The sequence below is a fragment of the Alloalcanivorax sp. genome (assembly GCF_964221125.1).
GTDB lineage: Bacteria > Pseudomonadota > Gammaproteobacteria > Pseudomonadales > Alcanivoracaceae > Alloalcanivorax > Alloalcanivorax venustensis.
Window position 1 is genome coordinate 1 of record NZ_CAXPXK010000055.1, and the last position, 19,847, is coordinate 19,847.

Here is a 19,847-nt window from a genome sequence, read left to right on the forward strand (position 1 = left end):
TTTGGCCCTCCCTGGCCAAACAGCTCCCTCCAGGCACCACCATTGCCCCGCTCACTCGGCAGCGGAACCGCCACGGGTCAGAAACGCCGCCCGGACCTTTCTACGAAACCCTGGCGGCGAATCTCCCAAGGAGCGCCGGGATCGGGTGGGCCCGCTCCCACAAACCGGCGCCAAGGTCAGAAGCTGGCCGGGGCGGGTTGGGGCTGGCGCAGGCCGCGCCACTGGCACCAGATCAGGAAGGCGGTGAGCAGGGCCAGGTCGGCGAGCAGGAACTGGCCAAGGATGGAGAGCAGCGGCGCCGCCGCGATCATCGCCACGGGGATGGCGACCACGAAGGCGGCGTCGGCCAGGGTCAGCAGTTTGGCCAGACCCTGGGGGATCGGCTTGCGGGTGCCGACGATGGCCAGGTCGGCGGCAAACAGCAGGCAGACGACGCCGGCCACGGTGCAGACCAGCGGCGGGATGGCGCCGGCGTGGGCGCCGAGCAGGCCGGCGATGATGGCGGCATCGACGATCAGCAGCGCGCCCAGCAGGGCGGTGCCGACGGCGTTGAAGAGCAGAGCGTGTTTGAGTGATTTCCAGGGCATGGTCTTTCTCCTTCAGGTTTCTGATAGAGTCAGAATCCCCGTTGCGGGGAAGCGAAACAATTACCCGTGAGGTAATGGGAGGCGACAGTGCAGGCGGGACATTTGTTATCGGAGTGGCGCCGCAACCGGCGGCTGAGCCAGCTGGATCTGGCGGTGCGGGCGGAGGTGTCGAGCCGCCATCTGAGCTTCGTGGAAACCGGCCGGGCGCAGCCCAGCGCCGGTTTGTTGCAGCGGCTGGCGGAGGCGCTCGATCTCAGCTGCCGCGATACCAATCACCTGCTGGTGGCCGCCGGCCATCCGCCGCGCTTCTCGGAAACGCGGCTGGACGATCAGGCCATGGCGCCGGTGCGCCGGGCCCTGGAGGTGATGCTGGAAAACCATTCGCCCTATCCGGCGGCGGTGCTGGACGCGCACTGGAATCTGCTGCTCGCCAACCCGGCGCAGCAGGCGCTGATCCAGGCGGTGGTGGCCGAGGGCGGCCCGCTGCCGCAGACCGGCAACATGGTCGAGCTGGTGTTCCACCCGGAAGGGTTCCGCCCGTTCATCGCCAACTGGGAGACGGTGGCCGGCTTCCTGCTGCGGCGTCTGCGGCGGGATCTGGATACCCGCCCGGATACGGTGTTGCGCGCGCTCTATCAACGGCTGAGCGAGCTGGCGGACGTGGACGCCCTGCTGGAACACACGCCGGCCAGCGTGGAGCCGATGCTCACCCTGGAGCTGGATATCGCCGGCCGGCGCCTGCGCACCTTTTCCACCCTGGCCTGTTTCGGCACCGCGGTGGACGTGGTGGTGGAGGAGCTGCGCATCGAACATTACTTCCCCGCCGACGACGCCACCCGGGCGTTCTTCGAGGAAGCGGGCGGCTTTGATCGCACTGAAGGCCCCGAATCCGTATAATTCCGCTCCCGAATCCACCGGCCACAGGATATCTATGACCGACTTTACCCCCGGCCAGCGCTGGCTCAGTGAATCCGAGACCGAACTGGGCCTCGGCCTGATCAAGGAGGTGGATTACCGTCTGGTCACGGTGCTCTATCCGGCCGTGGAAGAAGAGCGGACCTACGCCAAGAACAACGCGCCCCTGTCACGCATCACCTTCGACGAGGGCGACACCCTGACCACCGGCGACGGCCTGGAGCTGGTGGTGCAAAGCGCCGAGGATCACAACGGGCTGATGGTGTACCACGCCCACCCCGCCGGCGAGCCGGACAATGTGCAGCCGGTGCCGGAGTCTCTGCTCGGCCATCAGCTGCGTCTCAGCGGCGCCATGGACCGTCTGCTCACCAACCAGTTGTCGTCGAACCGCTGGTTCGAGCTGCGGCTGTCGGCGCTGCGCGCCCGCGCCCAGCGCGAAGGCTCCGAGATCGAGGGCCTGCGCGGCCCGCGCATCGATCTGATCGGTCACCAGCTTTATATCGCCGACCAGGTGGCGCGGCGCTACGCGCCCCGGGTGTTGCTGGCCGACGAAGTGGGCCTGGGCAAGACCATCGAGGCGGGCCTGATTCTGCACCAACAACTGCAGACCGGCCGCGCCGGCCGGGTGCTGATCGTGGTACCGGACGCCCTGGTGCACCAGTGGTTCGTGGAGATGGCGCGGCGCTTCAACCTGCGTTTCTCGATCTTCGACGAAGAGCGCCTGGAAGCCCTGGGCAAACCCAGCGCGGAAAGCGTCAAGGACATGCTCGCCGACCTGATCGCAGAGGAGCTGGGCGAGGCGGACGCGCCGGAAGTGGTGGACAACCCCTTCCTGTCCGAGCAGTTGATCCTGTGCAGCACCGCCTTCCTGGAAGGCTGCGACATCGACACCCTGGCCGCCGCCGAGTGGGACCTGGTGGTGGTGGATGAAGCCCACCATCTGGAGTGGTCCGAGGACGCGCCGTCGGAAGCCTATCAGCGCGTCGAGCGGCTGGCGCGCACCAGCCCCGGCCTGTTGCTGCTCACCGCCACGCCGGAACAGCTGGGCGTGGAGAGCCACTTCGCGCGCCTGCGGCTGCTGGACCCGGACCGCTACCCGAGCCTGGACGCCTTCGTCGAGGAACAGGGCCAGTACCGGGAAGTGGCGGAACTGGCCGGCGAGCTGCACGACCGGGACACCTGGCCGGCGGCGCTGAAAGACCGGGCCGCCGCCCTGCTGCCCGGCGAGACCGTGGACGAAGACCACCGCGACACCGTACTGGCGGAGCTGCTGGACCGCTTCGGCCCGGGCCGGGTTCTGTTCCGCAATACCCGCCACAACATCGCCGGCTTCCCGGCGCGCAAGGTCGAGGGCTATCCCCTGCCCTTGCCCGGCAACTACGAAGTGGACGACGACGAAGCGGAGCTGCGTCTGTACCCGGAGGCGGGCTTCCCGGACGATCGTTGGTGCGCCGAGGACCCGCGCGTCAACTGGCTGGAAAAATTCCTCAAGGCGCAGCGCGGCGAGAAAGTGCTGGTGATCTGCGCGCGCCGCGACACCGCCATCGACCTGCACGCCTACTGCGGCTACAAGCTGGGCATGAGCGTGGCGGTGTTCCACGAAGGCATGGATCTGATCGAGCGGGACCGGGCGGCGGCCTACTTCGCCGACAGCGAGGACGGCGCCCAGGCGCTGATCTGCTCCGAGATCGGCTCCGAGGGCCGTAACTTCCAGTTCGCCCACCACCTGGTGCTGCTGGACCTGCCGCTGAATCCGGATCTGCTCGAGCAGCGCATCGGTCGCCTGGATCGCATCGGCCAGAGCGAGGAGATCCGCGTCCATGTGCCCTACTTTGAAAACCATGGCCAGGAGGTGCTGTTCCACTGGTACCACCAGGGCATGAACGCCTTCGAGCAGACCAACCCGGCGGGCCACGAAATCCGCCTGCGCACCCAGGACACCCTGGAAGCGGCGCTGGCCCTGCCCGGCGACGCCGACACCCGGCAGCGCCTGATCGAGGCCACCCGTACCGAGGCGGCGCGCCTGCGCGAGCTGCTGGAGAGCGGCCGCGACCGCCTGCTGGAGCTGGCGTCGTTCGACGCCGAACGGGCGGAAACCCTCAAGGACAAACTGCGCGAGGCGGACGCCCAGAGCCCCTGGCCGTTCCTGGGCCGCCTGTTCGACCACTACGGCGTGGATCAGGAAGAGCACTCCGAACAGGCGTGGATTCTCAAGCCGGGCAATCACATGCGCGAGCCGTTCCCGGAGCTGCCCGACGACGGCGTGACGGTCACCGATGACCGCGCCACCGCCCTGGCCCGCGACGACATGCAGTTCCTCACCTGGGAACACCCGCTGGTGACCGGCGCCCTGGATATGATTCTCGGCTCCCACCGGGGCAAGGCGTCGGTGAGCCTGCTGAAGAACCCCAAGGTGAAAGCCGGCACCCTGCTGCTGGAGCTGGCCTACACGGTGGAAACGGTGGCGCCCAAACACCTGCAGGCGGACCGCTTTCTGCCGGTGACCACCATCCGCCGGCTGGTGGACGGCCGCGGCCGGGATCTGTCCGCGGCGATCAGCCATGAGGCGCTGTGCAAGCAGTGCCACAAGCTGGAAAAGCCGCTGGCGCGCAAGATCGTCGCCAGCCAGAAAGCCCTGCTGGAACAGCTGCTCAAGGACGACGAGAACAAGGCGCGCGGCGAAGCGGACGAGATCATCCAGACCGCCCTGGCCGCCATGCGCGAACAGCAGGACCTGGAACTGCGCCGTCTGAAAGCGCTGCGGGAAAAGAACCCGCTGGTGCGCGACGAAGAGATCGACTTCCTGGAGCGGCAGACCGCCGCCCTGGAAACCCACTTGCAGGACGCCCGCTACCGCCTGGAGGCGGTGCGGGTGATCGTAGCCGGAGACTAGAATGAGTTATTTGCCCTGTGTGGAAATCGAACCGCAACAGCCCGCCGTCGCCAGCGTAATCTGGCTGCACGGCCTGGGCGCCAGCGGCCACGACTTCGAGCCGGTGGTGCCGGAGCTGGGCCTGCCGGCGGACCTGCCGACGCGCTTCGTGTTTCCGCACGCGCCGCAGATTCCGGTGACCATCAACGGCGGCATGGTGATGCCGGCCTGGTACGACATCGTCGGCCTGGGCGGTGAAGGTCCCACCGACGTGGACGGCATCCGCCGCTCCGCCGACCAGATCGACGCCCTGATCGAACGGGAAATCGAGCGCGGTGTACCCAGCGAGCGCATCGTCATCGCCGGCTTTTCCCAGGGCGGCGCGGTGGCCTACGAAGTGGCCCTGCGCCACCCGAAAAAGCTGGCCGGCCTGATGGCGCTGTCCACCTATTTCGCCACCCAGGACAGCGTCGCCCTGAGCGAGGCCAACCAGGGGCTGCCGGTGTTCATCGCCCACGGCCAGTTCGACCCGATGGTGCCCGAAGCCGGCGGCAGCCAGGCGGCCCAGGCCCTGGAAGGCAAGGGCTATCAGCCGGCCTACAAGACCTACCCCATGGAGCACGCGGTGTGCCTGGAGGAAATTCAGGACATCGCCGCTTTCCTGAAGCAAACGCTGGCCTGAAACACCCGAGTCTCCTTCTACGAAGCCCGCTTTGTGGGAGCTTGCCCTGCAAGCGAAAGGCCGGCAAAGCCGGCCGGCAGGATTCCAGAGAGCTTTTCGGGGCTGGTATTAGAAAGGTTTCTGGTATCCTGCCGGGAGCGTCGCTCCCTTTCGCGGGCGAGGCCCGCTCCCACAAGCCGGCTTCGTAGAAACGCTTAGCGATCGGTCCGACCTGATACCCAATGAGGAGAGCATCGCCATGAGCGAGATTAAAGCCTACGGCGCGCAAAGCGCCGATTCCGGCGTCCACCCCATGTCCATCCAGCGGCGCGCACCGCGCCCGGATGACGTGGCGATCAAGATCGATTACTGCGGCGTCTGCCACACCGACATTCATTTCGCCGAAAACGACTGGGGCCGCACCCTTTACCCGGTGGTGCCCGGCCATGAAATCATCGGCCGCGTCACCGCCGTGGGCGACGACGTCAGCGGCTTCAAGGTCGGCGACGTGGTCGGTGTCGGCTGCATGGTGGACTCCTGCCGCCATTGCGAGGCCTGCGAAGACGGTCTGGAACAGTACTGCGTGGAAGGCATGACCGGCACCTATAACGGCCGCGACCGCCACGACAAAAGCGTCACCTTCGGCGGCTACTCCGAATCGGTGGTGGTCAGCGAGCGTTTCGTGGTGCGGGTGCCGGAAAAGCTGGACCCGGCCGCCGCCGCGCCGATTCTGTGCGCCGGCATCACCACCTACTCACCGCTGCGCCACTACGGCGTCAAAGCCGGCGATAAAGTGGGCGTGGTGGGCATGGGCGGCCTCGGCCACATGGGCGTTAAATTCGCCAAGGCCCTGGGCGCCGAGGTGACCCTGTTCACCCGCTCGGAAAGCAAGGTGGGCGAGGCGAAGAAACAGGGCGCCGACCACGTGGTGGTGTCCACCGACGCGGACCAGATGGCGGCAATGACCGGCAAGCTGGATTTCATCCTCGACACCGTGCCGGTGCGCCACGACCTCAACCCCTACCTGAACGCCCTCACCTACGACGGCAAGCACATCCTGGTGGGGCTGCTGGACACGGTGGAGCCGCCGGTGCACGCCGGTGCCCTGATCGGCAAGCGGCGCACCCTGGCCGGCTCGCTGATCGGCGGTATGCCGGAAACCCAGGAAGTGCTGGATTTCTGCGCCGAGCACGACATCAGCTGCGATGTGGAGATGCTCGACATCCACAACATCAACGAGGCCTACCAGCGCATGAAAGACGGCGACGTGAAGTACCGCTTCGTGATCGACATGGCGACCCTCAGCACCTAGAAACCTGAGGGCTGGCCGAACACCTCGTCGAACAGGTCGTCCATGGCCGCGAACGCGCGGCGGGCGACCTTGGCGTCGTACATCGCCCGCCCGGGCATGTCGGCGTTGGGCGCGGTAAAGGAGTGCACCGCCCCGCCGAAGTGGGTGAGCTGCCAATCCGCGTTCACCGCATCCATTTCCTTCTTGAACGCCACCAGGGATTCGTCGCTGACCATGGGGTCGTCGGCGCCGTTGAGCACCAGCACCGCGCCCTTGATCGGGCCGGCGGCGGGCCTGGGGGTGTCGAGCAGGCCGTGGAAGCTGACGAAGGCGCGCAGGTCCGCGCCGGCGCGGGCCAGCTCCAGCACGCAGGCGCCGCCGAAGCAGAAGCCGAAGGCGGCGAGACGGTCGGCGGGCACGCCCAGGGCACCGGCTTCCCGGGTCAGCACCGCCAGCGCCTCGGCGAGCCGGGCGCGCAGGGCATCGTTGTCTTCCCGGAGGGCGCCCATGGCGGCCATGGCCTGCTCCGGTGTCTGGGGCCGGCCTTCCACGCCGAACGGGTCGAATACGAAAATCACGCTGTCGTCGTCGAACAACTGCTCGGCCTGGTCCAGCGCCCGCTCGGTGACGCCGAAGAAATTGGGCGCCATCAGCAGACCCCGGCCGGGCGTGGCGCCGCGCCGGTACAGCAGATGGCCCTGAAAGGCCTTGCCGTCCACCTGGTAGTCCACCGGTATATTGATCACTTCGCTCATGGTTGCTCTCCCATACTCTCCGTTACGGTCCCGAAAACGCATCAAAACAGCGCCCTTTACCGTATAGGTCCGGTTACAGATGGCAAGCGACGAACGCGATAACATCACGGAATCCGCGCCGCCAACCGTGGTCTACTGAGGATCACACCAGTAAAGAGGGACTTTTATGAACTATCGCCCGTTAGCGCTGATGATCGGTGCCCTGGCACTCACCCCGCTGTCCACCATCGCGGCCCCGCCGCCCTGGGCCGGCGGCGCGAAAGCCTCCCAGAACGCCGCCGGCGGCGAACAGCACCGGCAATACCGGCCGTTCAACGACGAGGAACGGCGGGCACTGCGGGAATTCGGCAACCGCTACCGCGCCGGCGACCTGCCACCGGGGCTGCAGAAGAAAGTGGCGCGCGGACAGTCCCTGCCGCCGGGCTGGCAGAAAAAGCTCAGCGAGGGGCGGCGCCTGCCGGACGACCTTTACTACCAGGGCTACCCGCTGCCGGATTCGGTGCTGCGCACGCCGGGCGGCTATTCCGATGTGGTGATCGACAACGAGGTGGTGCGCATTCTGGACGCCACCCAGACCATCATGGACGTGTTCCAGCTCAATAACTGAGCCGGCTTTCATGGATGTTTCGCGGAACCCTGCCAGCATTCGGTTCTCAAAATGGGGAAGCACCGCCCCGTCACGCCGATTCAGGGAGCCGACACCATGACCAAGCTTGCTATTAAAGGCCTGCTCGCCATCACCACCGCCCTGTGGCTGCCCGCCCACGGGGCCGGCAACACCGCGCCCTGGTTGCCCGAAAGCCAGAAGGAAAACCGCCACGACGACAGCGGCGACAGCGTCGCGGAAAACAGCAGCGTGCTGCTTCCTACCCGCCCGGAACCCGGGGATTCGCGCTGATTGTGTTAAATACGAAAAACCCGCGTGCGCTGGTTCACAGCCGTACTCCAGAGGGGTGAACGCCGGCGGCCGTCACCACTCATACTTCACGTTATCGGCGATGCACTCGTCGGTAGCGGACGAAGGGCCCAACAGGAGGGCCAGGGAGCAAGGATGCACTTCGTCAAGGGCGAAGGGCCGACCAGGAGCGGCCAGGGAAGCAGGATGCGCTTCGCCCGGGCGAGAATGCCTAAGGATGACGGCTCAATAGCGCAAGGACGCTGATCGCCCCTCGAATTTGGAACAGCGCGGGAACTTTCCCGCGCGGCGGAACACTAAACCTCTGAAGTCTCCCAGTACAATCAGGCAACCCTCAGGGCGTTCAGCGGCAAGCGGACGCCCTTCTTTTTGCCCGTGCGAGCGGGCCTGCCCGCGAAAGGCCGGCAAAGCCGGCCGGCGGGATTCCAGAGACCTGGCCGGACGTCGCCGGAAGAGCCTTGGCTACTTTATTTCTTGCCACCGGGGCCGAAAGGCAGCGGGAACGCGGTCACATTGCTCCCCGCCTCAGTAATTTTACCTACCCCCTCTTTCTCCACCTCGTCAATCCGGATGATGGCATTGACCGGGATGAACGAGCGGTGCACGCCGGCGAACTGGTTCTTGAGCTTCTCCTCGGAAGGATCCACCACCACCTGGGCCCGCTCGCCGAACAAAAACTCCTCCACCTCCAGGAAGCCGTACAGATCACTTTGGAAGATCTCACCCACGTAGATTTCGTAGATCTGGCCCTGATTGAGGAAAATAACCCTGTAGATTTGACGGCTTTTCGACATGACCGAGGATATAACCAAGAGCTGAAAGGGCGCGCAGTCTAGCACAATTCGGCTCGGCGGTATCTCCCGAAAGGCCCGTTCCAGGCGGCTTTCCGGCTGGACTTTGCCCCCTTGAATGACTAGAGTTACCGCCCACAATGCTGTGGGGCATTTTGCCGCAGTCCGGAGACACGCCTTCCTTTCCCTTACTTACTGTAAGTGATTGTTTTGGCGCGTATTTCCCTGAAAAGCTAGGCGGGCTCAGGGCCACCCCCTTGGCCGCCCGCTCGTCTCGGGAGGGACCCGGCGGGGCACCACGGCATCACCAGGGTTACCTAGCCCTATTCCTGAAACTCGCTTTCCAGGTGCCGGTGACGGCAAGAATAGGCGCGGCCCCTTCTTCCGGGGGGTTCACGCTGGGGAAAACAGGGAGCTAACGCATGCAGTCAACTCTGTTCCACCGCGCGGCGGTCGGCCTCACTTCGCTGATGATCAGCGGAATGGCCGTGGCCAGCGATTGGACTGAACGTTCCAACGAAAACCTGCGACCCGGTGTCACCGGCGTCAGCCAGGAAGTCTACGACCTTCATACCACTATTTTGTGGATTGTGACCATTATTGGTCTGCTGGTATTCGGGCTCATCCTGGTTTCCATGATCCGCCACCGCCGGTCCAAGAACCCCAACCCTTCCACCTTCCACGAGAACGTGTTCCTGGAAGTGCTGTGGACGGTGGTGCCCTTCGTGATCCTGATCGCGATGGCGGTGCCCGCCACCCGGGTGCTGATCGAGCTGGATGACTCCTCGAAAGCGGAGCTCACGGTGAAGGTCACCGGCCACCGCTGGAAGTGGGAATACGAGTACCTCACCTACGAGGACGACAACAACATCGGCGTGTCCTATATGTCCAACCTGGCCACGCCCGCCGAACAGATCAACAACCCGGTCCTGGCCGGCGGTCTGTTCCCCTACGGCACCGCGCAGGACGCCGTGGGCAGCGAGTTCCCGGAGAAAGACAAGAACTACAACCTGGAAGCGGACAAGCCGCTGGTGCTGCCGTCAGGCCAGAAGGTGCGCTTCCTGATCACCGCCGCGGACGTGATCCACTCGTTCTGGGTCCCCGACTTCGGCGGCAAGAAAGACGCCATCCCGGGCTTCGTCAACGAAACCTGGACCGTGGTACCCGAGGGCAAGGAAGGCACTTACTATGGTCAGTGCGCCGAGCTGTGCGGCAAGAACCACGCCTTCATGCCCATCGAGGCCGAGGTGGTAAGCCAGGAAGAGTTCAAGACCTGGCTGGCCGAGAAGAAGGAAGAAGCCGCCGCGGCACCGGACCTGACCCCGTTCGCCGACCTCGACGAGGCCATGGAACTGGGTGAGCAGACCTACGCCGGCGCCTGTGCCGTTTGCCACGGCAACAACGGTGAAGGCGGTGTCGGCGTTGCCTTCGCGGGCAGCGACTTCGCCACCAACGAAGAACACCTTGATGAGCACATCGACGTGCTGATCAACGGTCGCGCAGCCATGCCCGCTTTCGGCGCCCAGCTGTCGCCAAGGGAAATCGCCGCCGTGGTTACTTATGAGCGTAACGCTTGGGGTAACGACACCGGTGATTTGATTCAACCCCAAGACGTTCAAGACCACGAGTAGGGAGGGGAGAGCGATGAGTACCGCCGCAGCACACGATGACCATCATCACCACGCCCCCACAGGCCTGAAGCGATGGCTGTTCAGCACCAACCATAAGGACATCGGCACCCTGTACCTGTGGTTCAGCTTCGCCATGTTCCTGGCCGGCGGCCTTCTGGCCATGGTGATCCGTACCGAATTGCTGGAACCGGGCATGCAGTTCGTGGACCCGGAATTCTTTAACCAGATGACCACGGTTCACGGTCTCGCCATGGTGTTCGGCGCCGTTATGCCGGGCTTCGTGGGTCTGGCCAACTGGATGATTCCGCTGATGATCGGCGCGCCGGACATGGCGTTGCCGCGCATGAACAACTGGTCTTTCTGGATCCTGCCGTTCGCGTTCCTGATCCTGCTCAGCTCGGTGTTCATGAGCGCCTTCGGCGCCGGCAACCCGGCCGCGCCGAACTTCGGCTGGACCTTCTACGCGCCGCTCTCCACCGAGTACGGCCCGGCTTCCACCGACCTGTTCATTCTGTCGGTTCACATGATGGGTATCTCCTCCATCATGGGCGCCATCAACGTGATCGTGACCGTGTTCAACCTGCGTGCGCCCGGCATGACGCTGATGAAGATGCCGCTGTTCGTATGGACCTGGCTGATCACCGCCTTCCTGCTGATCGCGGTAATGCCGGTTCTGGCCGGCGCGGTGACCATGATGCTCACCGACCGCCACTTCGGCACCAGCTTCTTCAACGCCGCCGGCGGCGGTGACCCGGTACTGTTCCAGCACGTGTTCTGGTTCTTCGGGCACCCCGAGGTGTACATCATGATTCTGCCGGCGTTCGGCATTATCTCGGCGATCATTCCGACCTTCGCGCGCAAGCCGCTGTTCGGTTACGCCTCCATGGTCTACGCCACCGCCTCCATCGCGCTGCTCAGCTTCGTGGTCTGGGCCCACCATATGTTCACCGTGGGCATGCCCCTGGCCGGCACCCTGTTCTTCATGTACATGACCATGCTGATCTCGGTACCGACCGGCGTGAAAGTGTTCAACTGGGTGGCCACCATGTGGCGCGGCTCGATGACCTTCGAACTGCCCATGAAGTGGGCCATCGCCTTCGTGATCCTGTTCACCTGCGGCGGCCTGTCCGGCCTGATGCTGGCGATCACCCCGGTGGACTTCCAGTACCACGACACCTACTTCGTGGTCGCGCACTTCCACTACGTGCTGGTGTCCGGCGCGGTGTTCAGCATGTTCGCCGCCGCCTACTACTGGCTGCCCAAGTGGTCCGGCGTGATGCCCAACAAGCTGCTCGGCGAGCTGCACTTCTGGAGTTCCCTGATCTCCGTGAACCTGCTGTTCTTCCCGATGCACTTCGTGGGCCTGGCCGGCATGCCTCGCCGCTACGCCGACTACGCGCTGCAGTTCGCGGACTACAACTTCTGGATCTCCATTGGCGGGTTCTGGTTCGGTCTGTCGCAGCTGCTGTTCCTGGCGGTGTGCGTGCTGTGCGCCATGAAGAAAGGCGAGAAAGCACCGGCCCGTTCCTGGGAAGGCGCCGAAGGTCTGGAATGGGAAGTGCCGTCACCGGCGCCGTTCCACACCTATGACACCCCGCCGGTAGTCAAGTAACGGAGTTCGGACGGCACCATGAGCGAACAGAACCTGCAACAGCGCAACCAACGCACGCTCAGAAAGCTGCTTATCTGGGCGGTGGCGATGTTCGGTTTCGCCTTCGCGATGGTGCCGTTTTACGATGTGATCTGCGATATCACCGGTCTGAATGGAAAAACGTCCACAACGGCGAGCACCGAAGGCCCGTCACAGGTGGTGGAAGACCGCACCGTCACCGTTGAATTCATCACCCAGCGGGGTGAGGGCGTCAACGGTGATTTCACTTCGGCGACGCGCCGGGTGGAAGTGCATCCCGGAGAGATCACGCTGGTGAACTTTTTCGCCAGCAATCCCAAGTCCAGCGACATCATCACGCAAAGCATTCCCTCGGTTTCCCCCGGGGAAGCGGCGCGCTACCTGCACAAAACCCAGTGCTTCTGCTTCGATCAGCAGTCACTGGCGGCGGGCGAGCGCAAGGAAATGCCGATGATTTTCTACCTGGACCCGGAATTGCCGCGTCATATCAATACGCTGACGCTGTCCTACACCATTTTTGACGTTACCGACCGCGTCGCCGCGACGAACAAATAACGGCCGGTTGTACAGGAGACATTTTCAACATGGCAACGGAAAAGTATTACGTACCCGAGAGCAGCCCCTGGCCCCTGGCGGCCTCCGTGGGCCTGTTCCTCACCGCCGTGGGCGGTGCCAACTTCATTCAGCAGGCCACTGACCCGGATACCTTCCAGGGCAGCTGGGGCATGCCGCTGTTCTTCGTCGGCCTGGCCACCCTGCTGTTCATCATCGCCATCTGGTGGCGCGACACCATCAAGGAGTCCGTGGGCGGCCTGCACAGCAACCAGCTGGGCATCTCCTACCGCCAGGGCATGCTGTGGTTCATCTTCTCCGAGGTGATGTTCTTCGGCGCCTTCTTCGGGGCCCTGTTCTACACCCGCTGGCTGATCGTGCCGTGGCTGGGCGGCGCCGGCAGCAACGCCATGACCCACGAGCTGCTGTGGCCGAGCTTCCAGGCCATGTGGCCGCTGGTGAAGACCCCGGACGGCACCACCACTCAGGCCATGGGCGCCTGGGGTCTGCCGGCGATCAACACCGCCATCCTGCTGGCCAGCTCGGTCACCCTGACCATTGCTCACCATGCACTGCTGGAAGGCAAACGCGGCCGGCTGATCGGCTTCCAGGCCGCCACCGTGCTGTTGGGCATGATCTTCATGGGTCTGCAGGTGGAAGAGTATATTCACGCTTACACCGAGATGGGCCTGACCCTGGATGCCGGCATCTACGGCAGCCTGTTCTTCATGCTGACCGGTTTCCACGGTGCCCATGTGACCATCGGTACCATCTTCCTCCTGGTGACCCTGCTGCGCGTGATCAAGGGCCACTTCGACGAAGAAAACAATTTTGCCTGGGAAGCGGGGGCCTGGTACTGGCACTTCGTGGACGTGGTATGGCTGTTCCTGTTCGTGGTGGTGTACTGGCTGTAACCCGCGCCACACCACCCTGGAAACGAAAAGCCCCGGTCACAAGCCGGGGCTTTTTGTTTTGTGGCGGGCCGTTATTGCTGCTCGATGGGGGCACCTTCACGGGTGGTGGGGTTCACATCGTGAGGCTGGATCCAGCCCATCAGCATGCTCACCAGGATGAACACGAACACCATCACCGAGAACCCCACCCGCCAGGCCAGCGCTCGCATGGTCTTACCGCTTTTGCCTTCGTTGCGCACCAGGGACATCAGGGCGCGCGCCAGCGACACCACCGCGGCGATAAGAAGAACGATTACGATCAGCTTGACCCACCACATAATTCACCTCGACGGAATACGGTTGTCGGTTACAATACGCGCCCATTGTAGCCACCGCCCCCGTGAGTGCACGTAAAGATATGCCAAACCGCAATGCGCGCCGGTCGTTGCTGGGACTGGTTCTGACTCTGCTGGTCGTCGGGCTCTGCCTGAGCCTCTCCTGGTGGCAGTGGCAACGCGCCGGGGAGAAACGCGAGTGGCTGGCCGACCAGGCGGAAAAGGCCCGCGCGGCCCCGGTAACCCTGGAGCGCGCGATCGGCCTTGATGATCCGCAGCATCGCCCGGTGCGGGTCAGCGGCGAGCTGGATAACCGGCGCTCCGTGCTGCTGGACAATCGTACCTGGCAGGGCGTGGCCGGCTACTTCCTGCTCACCCCGCTGCGCACCGATCAGGGCCGCTGGGTACTGATCAACCGGGGCTGGCTGCCGCGCGGCGCGGACCGGGCACGGCTGCCCGACGTGCCCCCGGTGGACGGGCCGGTCACCGTCACCGGCAACGCCTACCAGCCCTCGGCGCAGACCTTCGTGCTCAAGGACACCCCGCTGCCGGAGAATCAGTGGCCGTTGCGGGTACAAAAGGTGGATTTTGCAGCCATCGGCCATCGACTTGGGGTAGAATTAGCGCCCTTCGAGATACGGGTGGCCCCCGATCAACCGCTCGGCGACGCCGCGGCGCTGCCGCGGCCCTGGCAGGACGTCACCACGGTGATGAGCCCGCAACGCCACCAGGCCTACGCGCTGCAGTGGCTGGGTTTGGCGGTGGCCGCCCTGATCATGTATCTGATCGCGCGCCTGCGCGGGCGCCGTCGGCACCAACCGGACGCTTGAACTGATGTCTCCACGCAACAAAAACAGGCTGACCTTGCTGGCCATCGTCGGCCCCTTTGTACTGTTCTTCATCGCCGGTCGCTATTTCGTCGACCCCTGGGAACTGCCCCGCGAAAACAAGGGCGAGCTGCTGATTCCGCATATCCAGCTGGACACCCTGGCGCTGCGTGACGACAGTGGCGAACCCTACGACGGCGAAGACACCGCCGGCCTCTGGACGCTGATGTACGTGGCCGGCGCCGAATGCGGCAAGGCCTGCAAGAACGGCCTCTACTACCAGATGCGCCAAGTCCAGCAAACGCTGGGCGAAAACATGGAACGGCTGCGCCGTGTGATCGTTCACACCGCCCCGGCCAACCCCGAGCTGCGCGCTTTTCTGGAAGACAACGTGGCCGGCACCGTGGAAGTGGACGGCGACCCGCAAACCGTCCGCGAGGCGCTGGCGCCGGCCACGGACGCACCGGTGGGGGATATTTTCGTGGTCAGCCCGGACGGCCAGATCTTCCTGCGCTACCCCACCCACGAGAGCATGGATGCCACCCTGGAAGAGGCGGAGAACATCCGCCTGGATCTTGAGCGCACCCTTAAAGGCTCCCTGATCTAAGGTCCCGATAACCATGCATCTCAACGCACACCGTTCCGACCTCAACGACGCGCCGACGCGCTCGCAAATCTGGATGCGCCGCCTGACCCTGCTGGCCCTGCTGTTGGCCGCCGGCGTGATTATCCTGGGCGCCTGGACCCGGCTCTCCGACGCCGGCCTGGGCTGCCCGGACTGGCCCGGCTGCTACGGCCATCTGGATGTGCGCAAGGCGATTTCCCACGTTAACGAACAGAATGAGATCGCCCCGGGCGCTCTGCGCGAGGCCCACAAAACCGTGCCGGAAATGGTGCACCGCTATTTCGCCTCCGCCCTGGGCCTGATGATCCTGATCATCGCCGCGCTCGGGGTGGCCAACCGCAAACGCTTCAAACAGCCGGTGAAGCTGCCGCTGTTCCTGGTGGCGCTGGTGATCTTCCAGGGCATTCTCGGCATGTGGACGGTGACCATGGGGCTGCAGCCCACCATCGTGATGCTGCATCTGCTCGGCGGCTTCACCACCTTCACCCTGCTGGCGCTGTTGGCGGCGCGTCTGTACCGCTGGCCCAGCTTCCTTAACGACTGCGACGTGCGCAGCATGAAGCCGCTGGCTTCGATCACCCTGGCGGCGCTGGTGCTGCAGATCGCCCTGGGCGGCTGGACCACCGCCAACTACGCGGCGGTGGTGTGCACCGAGCTGCCGGTGTGCGAGGACGGCTGGACCGACCACCTGAATTTCGAGGACGCCTTTGTGTTCTGGGGCCACGAGCACGATAAACCGGACTATGAGTTCGGCGTGCTGCAGAATGACGCCCGCACCACCATCCATGTGATGCACCGCTTCGGCGCGCTGCTGGTGACGGTGCTGGGGCTGTTGCTGGTGGGCCGCATCCTGCTGCGCGCGCGCAGCGTGTTCTTCCGCAACTTCGCGCTCACCATACTCGGGCTGCTGACCGTGCAGATCGGCCTGGGAATCAGTAATGTGGTGTTCGCGGTACCGCTGGCGGTGGCCGTGGCCCACAACTTCGGCGCCGTGGTGTTGCTGGTGTCGCTGGTGTTGTTTATCCGTGCCATCAACGTGAAGTGCGCCGCACGCCACCCGCAATCCGAGGAGAGTGCGCTTTGAGCGAGAAATCCGCCGTAAGCGAACAGAACAACGGCACCGGCACGCCCCACTGGCGTGACTATCTGGCGCTGACCAAGCCCGGCGTGGTGATGCTGCTGATGGTCACCGCGGTGGCCGGCATGTTCCTGGCCACGGACCCGCCGGGCATGGTGCCGCTGTCCACCTTTATTCCCGCCTTTGCCGGGCTCTACCTGGCGATGATGGCGTCCGCGGCGATCAACCAGATCATGGATCAGAAGATCGACGCGATCATGAAGCGCACCGAGAAGCGGCCGCTGGTGGCCGGCAAGCTGTCGCCGAAGGCGGCGATCACCTTCGCGGTGGCGCTGGCGCTGGCGTCCATGGCGATGCTCTATTTTCTGGTCAACCCGCTCACCGCCGGGCTCACCCTGTTCGGCTTCGTCGGCTACGCCTTCGTTTACACCCTGTACCTGAAGCGGGCCACTCCGCAGAACATCGTGATCGGCGGCATCGCCGGCGCCATTCCGCCGCTGCTGGGCTGGACCGCGGTCACCAACGAACTGCACCCCTACGCCTGGCTGCTGGTGCTGATTATCTTCGTGTGGACGCCGCCGCATTTCTGGGCCTTGGCGATCCACCGCGCCGACGAATACGCCAAGGCCGACGTGCCGATGCTGCCGGTGACCCACGGCATTCCCTTCACCCGGGAATCGGTGCTCTATTACACCATTCTGCTGTTCATCTGCTCGCTGCTGCCCTACCTCACCGGCATGAGCGGGCTGATCTATCTGGTCAGCGCGGTGATTCTCAGCGGCATCTTCCTGGTTCACGCGGTGCGCTTGCGCTTCAGCAAGGACCCGAAGCTGCCGATGAAAACCTTCGGCTATTCCATCGTCTACCTGTTCGTGCTGTTCACCGCCCTGCTGGTGGACCACTACATCCCGGTTCACCCGGGGAGTTTCTGAGACGCGCCTTGGTCGCTTGACGGGAAACCCGCCCCGGTATCCAATCCCATGGCTAATAAATAAAGGGGAAGGGAACCATGGGGACCTGGCTGTTTTTCGGCGTACTGATCGCCATCGGCGTCGGGCTGGTGGTTATTTACAACCGGCTGGTGAGCCTTAAGAACCGCTTCAAGAACGCCTTCGCGCAGATCGACGTGCAGCTGCAACGGCGCCACGATCTGATACCCAACCTGGTGGAAACCGCCAAGGCCTACATGGACCATGAGCGGGAAACCCTGTCGCGGGTCACCGAGGCCCGCAACCAGGCGGAGGGCGCGCGCCGCGACGCCGCCGCCGACCCCGAGGACGGCGCCGCCATCGGCCGCCTCGGGCGGGCCGAATCCCTGCTTTCCGGCAGCCTGTCGCGGCTGCTGGCGGTGAGCGAAAGCTACCCGGACCTCAAGGCCAACCAGACCATGGCCGAGCTGATGGAAGAACTGAGCAGCACGGAAAACCGCATCGGCTTCGCCCGTCAGGCCTTCAACGACGCGGTGATGCACTACAACACCTACCGGGAACAGTTTCCCAACAACCTGGTCAGCGGCCTGTTCGGCCCGTTCCGAGCAGCCGAGCTGCTGGAAATCGACGACCCGCGGGCACGTCAGGCGGTGAACGTCACTTTCTGACGCCACGCCAATGAACTTCTTCCAACATCAGGAACGGGCCCGGCGGCGCACGCTGCTGCTGGCGCTCTACTTCCTGCTCGCCCTGGCCGCCGTGGTGGCGGCGGTGAACCTGGCCTGCTGGCTGGCCTGGCAATGGTGGCCGCGGCCGGGGGCGGCCGCCGGCGGCTGGTTCGCGGGCGACGCCTTCTGGTGGGTCACGCTGGGCACCCTGGGGCTGTTGTTGGCGGGTTCCCTGCGTAAGGCCTGGCAACTTCGCCACGGCGGCGAGAGCCTGGCGGCAATGCTCGGCGCCCGGGAAATCGCCAGCCACAGCGGCGACCCGGCGGAGCGCCGCCTGCGCAATGTGGTCGAGGAGATGAGCCTGGCCGCCGGCACCATTATGCCGCGCACCTATGTGCTGCCCGGCGAGACCGGCATCAATGCGTTCGTGGCCGGGCCCACGCCGTCGCGGGCGGTGCTGGTGGTCACCGAGGGCGCCCTGGCGCAACTGGACCGGGACGAGCTTCAGGGTGTGGTGGCCCATGAATTCAGCCATATTCTGAACGGCGATGTGCGCATCAACCTGCGGCTGATGGCGGCACTGGCCGGCATTCTCACGGTCGGCAAGCTGGGCGAGTTCCTGCTTCATATGTCGCCCACCAGCGACCGTCGCCGAAACGGCGGCCTGCTAACTCTCGCCGGCCTGGTGCTGATGGCCATCGGCTACGCGGGGCTGTTTTTCGGGCGCCTGATCAAGGCGGCCATTTCCCGCCAGCGGGAGCGGCTGGCGGACGCCAGCGCGGTGCAGTTCACCCGGCAGCCGGCGGGCCTGGCCGGCGCCCTGATCAAGATCCGTAACGGCAACGGCTCGCACCTGCGCAGCGTGCACGCCGAGGACCTGAGCCACATGGGCTTCGCGGAAACCCTGACGTTCCGCCTGCGCCGACTGCTCGCCACCCACCCCACCCTGGACCAGCGGCTGCATGCCCTGGGCGCCCACTGGGCGGCCCGCGCCCGGGTGCGCGCCCGAACCGACTCATCGCCGTCACCCGCGCCCGTTCCCTCGGAACGCATCGGCCGCCTGGACGACGACAACCTGGGCTACGCCCGGACGCTGGTGGACACCCTGCCCGCCGGCCTGTACCAGGCCCTGCACGCCCAGGAAGGGGCGGAATGCGTGCTCTACGCCCTGGCGCTGGGCGACGTTCGCCCGCCACCGGCACTGCGCCGTGGCCGCCGCGCCGCGCTGGTCGATCAGGTCTCGGCACTGGGCACCCGGCTGCGCCTGCCGCTGCTCGATCTGGCCCTGGCCACCCTGCGCCAGGCCCCACCGGAGCGCCGCCCGGTGATCCTCAAGCAGCTGCGGACGCTCACCGCGCGGCGGCGCGACCAGGACCTGCTGTGCTGGGCGCTGACCGCCATCGCCGAGCGCCATCTGGGGGCACCGCGCCGTGCCCTGCCGCGCCCGGACATCCACCGCCTGGCGGCGGTGGCCAACGACATCCAGGTGGTATTTTCCGCCCTGGCCTGGGCCGGCGACTCGGCCCGGGGCACCGCCCTGAGCGGCTTCCAGCGTGCCACCCATGGTCTCCTCCCGGCCGGCCGCCTGCTGCTGGCGCCGGAGCGCTGCACGCCCAACCGTCTGGACCCAGCCATCGCGCGGCTGGCGCGCCTGACCCCCCTGCTCAAAGCGCCGCTGATCGACGCCGCCGCCGACCTGGTGCTCGCCGACGGCCAGGTGCAGGTGGCGGAGGCCGAGCTGCTGCGTGCCCTGTGCACCCTGCTCGACAGCCCCATGCCGCCGCTTTTTCCATCGAAAGGCTGATACCCAAACCCGACGATAGCCGCTAGAAAGGGGCCTATCTCCCAGGGTTGGCTAGTTTTTAAACTGTGATAGAGTTCGCATTGTCGG

The 19,847-nt window shown here is 65.2% G+C and carries 20 protein-coding genes; 16 read left to right on the forward strand and 4 right to left on the reverse strand.

The window, feature by feature from the left end; translation table 11 throughout:
- Nucleotides 1–176: 176 nt before the first annotated feature.
- Nucleotides 177–587: a hypothetical protein gene (locus tag ACEQZD_RS06770; RefSeq protein ID WP_370184695.1), complete on the reverse strand. Its 411-nt coding sequence runs from the start codon at nt 585–587 to the stop codon at nt 177–179.
- An 87-nt stretch (nt 588–674) separates the two neighbouring features.
- Between ACEQZD_RS06770 and ACEQZD_RS06775 the strand changes: the two genes are divergently transcribed.
- The 4 genes from ACEQZD_RS06775 (at nt 675) to ACEQZD_RS06790 (ending at nt 6,347) form a co-directional block, all read left to right on the forward strand.
- On the forward strand, nt 675–1,484 hold the full coding sequence (locus tag ACEQZD_RS06775; RefSeq protein WP_370184696.1) for a helix-turn-helix domain-containing protein: 810 nt from the start codon (nt 675–677) through the stop codon (nt 1,482–1,484).
- A 34-nt stretch (nt 1,485–1,518) separates the two neighbouring features.
- Nucleotides 1,519–4,395: an RNA polymerase-associated protein RapA gene (gene rapA / locus ACEQZD_RS06780; protein WP_370184697.1), complete on the forward strand. Its 2,877-nt coding sequence runs from the start codon at nt 1,519–1,521 to the stop codon at nt 4,393–4,395.
- Nucleotide 4,396: 1 nt separating this feature from the next.
- On the forward strand, nt 4,397–5,056 hold the full coding sequence (locus tag ACEQZD_RS06785; RefSeq protein WP_370184698.1) for an alpha/beta hydrolase: 660 nt from the start codon (nt 4,397–4,399) through the stop codon (nt 5,054–5,056).
- Nucleotides 5,057–5,294: 238 nt separating this feature from the next.
- Entirely contained in the window at nt 5,295–6,347 is a 1,053-nt protein-coding gene (locus ACEQZD_RS06790) for an NAD(P)-dependent alcohol dehydrogenase (protein WP_370184699.1), read from the forward strand.
- Here the strand turns inward: ACEQZD_RS06790 and ACEQZD_RS06795 are convergent.
- On the reverse strand, nt 6,344–7,081 hold the full coding sequence (locus tag ACEQZD_RS06795; protein WP_370184700.1) for a dienelactone hydrolase family protein: 738 nt from the start codon (nt 7,079–7,081) through the stop codon (nt 6,344–6,346). The two genes, ACEQZD_RS06790 and ACEQZD_RS06795, sit on opposite strands and share 4 nt — an antisense overlap.
- Before the next feature lie 166 nt (nt 7,082–7,247).
- Here ACEQZD_RS06795 and ACEQZD_RS06800 point away from each other — a divergent pair, with 166 nt between their 5' ends.
- Together ACEQZD_RS06800 and ACEQZD_RS06805 are read left to right on the forward strand one after the other, a co-directional pair.
- Nucleotides 7,248–7,688, forward strand: a complete 441-nt coding sequence (locus tag ACEQZD_RS06800; protein ID WP_370184701.1) for a hypothetical protein — start codon at nt 7,248–7,250, stop codon at nt 7,686–7,688.
- A gap of 96 nt (nt 7,689–7,784) precedes the next feature.
- Complete coding sequence (locus tag ACEQZD_RS06805) at nt 7,785–7,979, forward strand: hypothetical protein (RefSeq protein ID WP_142950035.1); 195 nt, start codon at nt 7,785–7,787, stop codon at nt 7,977–7,979.
- Between the two features lie 485 nt (nt 7,980–8,464).
- Here ACEQZD_RS06805 and ACEQZD_RS06810 read toward each other — a convergent pair whose 3' ends face one another.
- Complete coding sequence (locus tag ACEQZD_RS06810) at nt 8,465–8,791, reverse strand: DUF1820 family protein (protein WP_142950036.1); 327 nt, start codon at nt 8,789–8,791, stop codon at nt 8,465–8,467.
- Nucleotides 8,792–9,210: 419 nt separating this feature from the next.
- Between ACEQZD_RS06810 and coxB the strand changes: the two genes are divergently transcribed.
- Genes coxB through ACEQZD_RS06830 form a run of 4 tightly spaced genes read left to right on the forward strand, consistent with a single transcriptional unit; the run spans nt 9,211 to nt 13,515 of the window.
- On the forward strand, nt 9,211–10,419 hold the full coding sequence (gene coxB / locus ACEQZD_RS06815) for a cytochrome c oxidase subunit II (protein ID WP_370184702.1): 1,209 nt from the start codon (nt 9,211–9,213) through the stop codon (nt 10,417–10,419).
- Nucleotides 10,420–10,432: 13 nt separating this feature from the next.
- Complete coding sequence (gene ctaD / locus ACEQZD_RS06820) at nt 10,433–12,031, forward strand: cytochrome c oxidase subunit I (protein ID WP_194856243.1); 1,599 nt, start codon at nt 10,433–10,435, stop codon at nt 12,029–12,031.
- Between the two features lie 18 nt (nt 12,032–12,049).
- Complete coding sequence (locus ACEQZD_RS06825) at nt 12,050–12,604, forward strand: cytochrome c oxidase assembly protein (protein WP_214013389.1); 555 nt, start codon at nt 12,050–12,052, stop codon at nt 12,602–12,604.
- 29 nt (nt 12,605–12,633) lie between these two features.
- The gene (locus ACEQZD_RS06830) at nt 12,634–13,515 is read left to right on the forward strand and encodes a cytochrome c oxidase subunit 3 (protein ID WP_348321622.1); all 882 of its coding nucleotides are present in this window, start codon (nt 12,634–12,636) and stop codon (nt 13,513–13,515) included.
- A 71-nt stretch (nt 13,516–13,586) separates the two neighbouring features.
- On the opposite strand, the gene ACEQZD_RS06835 is transcribed toward ACEQZD_RS06830, so the two are convergent.
- Nucleotides 13,587–13,832, reverse strand: a complete 246-nt coding sequence (locus ACEQZD_RS06835) for a twin transmembrane helix small protein (protein WP_214013387.1) — start codon at nt 13,830–13,832, stop codon at nt 13,587–13,589.
- Nucleotides 13,833–13,912: 80 nt separating this feature from the next.
- On the opposite strand from ACEQZD_RS06835, the gene ACEQZD_RS06840 reads away from it, so the two are divergent.
- From ACEQZD_RS06840 to ACEQZD_RS06865, 6 genes are all read left to right on the forward strand, one after another.
- Nucleotides 13,913–14,659, forward strand: coding sequence for an SURF1 family protein (locus tag ACEQZD_RS06840; RefSeq protein WP_370184703.1), 747 nt, complete (start codon nt 13,913–13,915; stop codon nt 14,657–14,659).
- Nucleotides 14,660–14,663: 4 nt separating this feature from the next.
- A complete protein-coding gene (locus ACEQZD_RS06845; RefSeq protein WP_142950043.1) occupies nt 14,664–15,263 on the forward strand; it encodes an SCO family protein in 600 nt (199 codons plus the stop codon).
- A gap of 13 nt (nt 15,264–15,276) precedes the next feature.
- A complete protein-coding gene (locus ACEQZD_RS06850) occupies nt 15,277–16,365 on the forward strand; it encodes a heme A synthase (RefSeq protein ID WP_221929781.1) in 1,089 nt (362 codons plus the stop codon).
- Nucleotides 16,362–17,291 (forward strand): heme o synthase, encoded by a 930-nt coding sequence (gene cyoE, locus ACEQZD_RS06855; RefSeq protein ID WP_142950044.1) that lies wholly within the window; start codon nt 16,362–16,364, stop codon nt 17,289–17,291. Before ACEQZD_RS06850 ends, cyoE begins: the two co-directional genes overlap by 4 nt.
- Nucleotides 17,292–17,368: 77 nt before the next feature.
- Nucleotides 17,369–17,956: a LemA family protein gene (locus ACEQZD_RS06860; protein WP_142950045.1), complete on the forward strand. Its 588-nt coding sequence runs from the start codon at nt 17,369–17,371 to the stop codon at nt 17,954–17,956.
- A gap of 10 nt (nt 17,957–17,966) precedes the next feature.
- On the forward strand, nt 17,967–19,760 hold the full coding sequence (locus ACEQZD_RS06865) for a M48 family metallopeptidase (protein WP_370184704.1): 1,794 nt from the start codon (nt 17,967–17,969) through the stop codon (nt 19,758–19,760).
- Nucleotides 19,761–19,847 lie beyond the last annotated feature (87 nt).